The organism is Sandaracinobacter sp. (genome assembly GCF_041909755.1).
In the GTDB taxonomy this organism is placed as follows: Bacteria; Pseudomonadota; Alphaproteobacteria; order Sphingomonadales; family Sphingomonadaceae; genus Sandaracinobacteroides.
Genome location: NZ_JAYRCW010000151.1, coordinates 1 through 3,108 on the forward strand (window position 1 = coordinate 1; position 3,108 = coordinate 3,108).

Here is a 3,108-nt window from a genome sequence, read left to right on the forward strand (position 1 = left end):
ACGTGCCGGAGTTCGAGCGGATGCTGGTGCGGTGTAAGCGGCGGCTCCAACCCATTGAATTGATGTATTCCTGACGCGTGACGGGCCTGCGAGAAGGTCTGCGTGAGCAGATGGAGATTTGTCATGGCGGATGGTGGTGACGGGTTTATTGGGCGTTGCGCGATTGTCGAGCCGCGGCGGCGGGGCAAGCGGCGCTGGTCGAATGAGATGAAGGCGCGGATTGTTGCCGAAAGCCTCCAGCCAGGCGCCCGGGTCGTCGATGTGGCGGCGCGCTATGACATCCTGCCGCATCATTTGTCGGATTGGCGCCGCCATGCCCGGCAGGGTCGGCTGGCTCTGCCGGGTGAGCTGATGGACGTGCTGAGCGGATCAACAAGGCCGAAGGTGGCGGAGCCTGCCTTTGTGCCGCTGTCCATTCTGCCCGAGCCCGTGGATCAGCCTGTGCCTTTGACGGTCGAGGTCGCACAGGGTGGCATCGGGGTGATGACGATTGAGGTCGGGCCTGATCTGCGGCTGTGTATTCCTGGTGATGTTGCGGTGGAGCGTGCAGCGGCCTTGGTGCGCGCTCTGCGCGGGGCGGCATGATTGTCGCGGGGCAGCGGTTGCCGATCCTGATCGCGACCCGGCCGGTGGATTTCCGGTGTGGACATAATGCTCTGGCACTGATCGTGCAGACGGAACTGAAGCTTGATCCGCATTCCGGCGTGACGGTTGTGTTCCGATCAAAACGCGGGGACAGGTTGAAGATCCTGGTCTGGGACGGCACCGGCATGGTGCTGATCTACAAGGTCCTGGAGGAAGGCAGCTTCGCCTGGCCGAAGGTTCAGGACGGCACGATGCGGCTGTCCCGGGCGCAATTCGAGGCTCTGTTCGAAGGTCTGGATTGGCGGCGGATGGTTGCACAACGGGTGCTCCCACCGACTGCGGCGGGTTGACTCACCGGGTCGATTTTGGCGTTGTTTTATTGGGCTTTCTGTCCCGGATCGGGTAGAAATGCGCATGTCGCAGCCGCTTGATCTCAGCCAGTTCCCCGACCTGCCGCCCGAGGTAGTGAAGGCCTTTGCCGCCCAAAAGGCGGCGCTGGAAGCCGCGCGGTTTGAGGCGAGGGTCGAACGTGCGGCGCGCCAGCACGAACAGGCGGTGGTGGCCGAAAAGGAAGCCTTCATTACCGAGTTGAAGGCGCTGATCGAGAAGCTGGAAGGTCAGGTCCAGGACTACCGGCGCACGAAGTTCGGGCCGAAATCCGAGAAGCTGGGCCCGGCGCAGCTCGAGCTGGCGCTGGAAGATCTGGAAACCGCCATCGCCGAGACGCAGGCGCAGATCGCCGATCTCGAGGACAGGATGGCGGCCAGCGAACCGGACCCCGAGAAGCGCAACCCACGTGCGCCCCGCAAGGCCCGGACCCTGCCCGAAAGCCTGCCGCGCGTCGAGCGGGTGGTCGAGCCCGACAGCATCGTGTGCCCCTGCGGCTGCGGCGACATGGTGCGGATCGGCGAAGACCGCACCGAGCGGCTGGACTACATCCCGGCGCGCTATCAGGTCATCGTCACGGTGCGCCCCCGATATGCCTGCCCCAAGGGGCGCACCGGCGTCGTGCAAGCCAAGGCGCCTGCACATCTGCTGGAGGGCAGCTGGCCGACCGAGACGCTGCTGGCCCAGATTGCCGTCTCCAAGCATTCCGAGCACATGCCGCTGAACCGGCAGGCCGTGGTGATGGCGCGGCATGGGGTGCCGATCGACCGGTCTGTTCTCGCCGACTGGATGGGCCGGACGGGTGCCCTGATTGCCCCCGTGGTTGACCATATGGCAAAACGGCTGATGACCGACAGCACAAGGCTTTACGTCGATGAAACAAGCGCTCCGGTGCTGGACCCGGGCAAGGGAAAGACGAAGACCGGCTACCTCTGGGCGGTGCTGCGCGACGACAGGGGCTGGGGTGGCACCGCGCCGCCGGGCGTGGTGTTCCACTATCGGCCTGGCCGGAAAGGCGAATATGCCGCCGAAATCCTGCACGGCTTCAACGGCACGATCCAAGTTGATGCCTATGGCGGCTATACCCATCTGGCCACGCCGAAACGCCCGGGCGGCGATCCGCTGCGGCTGGCTTTTTGCTGGGCGCATGGCCGGCGCAAGCTGATCAAGGCTAAACCGAAGAAGGGATCACCCATCGTGGACGAGGCGCTGCTGCGCATCGCTGCCCTCTACAAGATCGAGGATGCCATCCGCGGGTTCGACCCGGATCACCGCCGAACTGTCCGGCAGGACCTGTCGCGCCCGCTGGTCGATGAGTTCTTCGCCTGGCTGGCGGCCCAAGCCGCCCGCGTCTCGCGCAAATCCGACCTTGGCGAGGCCATGGCCTATATGCTGAAACGACAGGACGGCTTCCGGCTGTTCCTGGAGGATGGGCGCATCGATATCGACTCCAACCTCGTGGAAAACGCCATCCGCAGCCCGGCCATGAACCGCCGTAACGCGCTCTTTGCCGGCCACGACGAGGGCGGCCGCAATTGGGCCCGCTTCGCCAGTCTGATCGGCACATGCAAAATGAACGGCCTCGAGCCCTATGCCTATCTGCGCGATCTGTTCACGAAGCTGGCCAACGGCCACCTCGCCCGCGACATCGACGATCTGATGCCGTGGGCCTAGGCCCAGTGCTGTGACCAGCAGGCCATCGGCTCATAAGGACCTCGTCTCGTAGTCCCTGACAAGCTACCGACAGCCCGCCGCTTCATCCCATAGCGGCACCCCGCAAGCGGAAACTCAATGGGGCGTGGCCGCCGCTTACGCTGCAACGGCCAGCACTTCCGGCTGGGTGCGATCCAGGCGCAGGTCGTGCGCGCGCTGCACGAGGCTGCCGGGCGCGGCGAGCCTTGGCAGAGCGGGAAGGCGATCCTCGCCGCCGCGGGCTCGCGCAGCCTCAAGATGTCCGATGTCTTCAAGTCGAAGAAGAACTGGCGCCTCCTGATCGAGTCGGACGGCCGCGGCGCCTATCGCCTGCTCGGCCTCTGATCTCGCGCCATCTCTCCCATCCGCGCGCCCTCCCGATCCCTGCGGTGGGATGCGCCGGGGGATGAGAGGGGGATCGCGATCCCCCACAGAGCCGTTCTC

Annotated in this window: 4 protein-coding genes; all 4 read left to right on the forward strand. The window is 65.3% G+C overall.

Annotated elements, in window-relative coordinates:
- Positions 1–123 precede the first annotated feature (123 nt).
- Positions 124–585 (forward strand): transposase, encoded by a 462-nt coding sequence (locus ACE3O8_RS13240; protein ID WP_374390484.1) that lies wholly within the window; start codon positions 124–126, stop codon positions 583–585.
- Positions 582–935, forward strand: coding sequence for an IS66 family insertion sequence element accessory protein TnpB (gene tnpB / locus ACE3O8_RS13245; RefSeq protein WP_374390486.1), 354 nt, complete (start codon positions 582–584; stop codon positions 933–935). The genes ACE3O8_RS13240 and tnpB overlap by 4 nt, the downstream gene beginning before the upstream one ends.
- A 64-nt stretch (positions 936–999) precedes the next feature.
- Positions 1,000–2,646 (forward strand): IS66 family transposase, encoded by a 1,647-nt coding sequence (locus ACE3O8_RS13250; RefSeq protein WP_374390489.1) that lies wholly within the window; start codon positions 1,000–1,002, stop codon positions 2,644–2,646.
- Between the two features lie 117 nt (positions 2,647–2,763).
- Positions 2,764–3,009 carry a hypothetical protein gene (locus tag ACE3O8_RS13255; RefSeq protein WP_301917942.1) on the forward strand — a complete coding sequence of 82 codons (246 nt, stop codon included), beginning with the start codon at positions 2,764–2,766 and terminating at the stop codon, positions 3,007–3,009.
- The last annotated feature ends 99 nt before the right edge of the window (positions 3,010–3,108 follow it).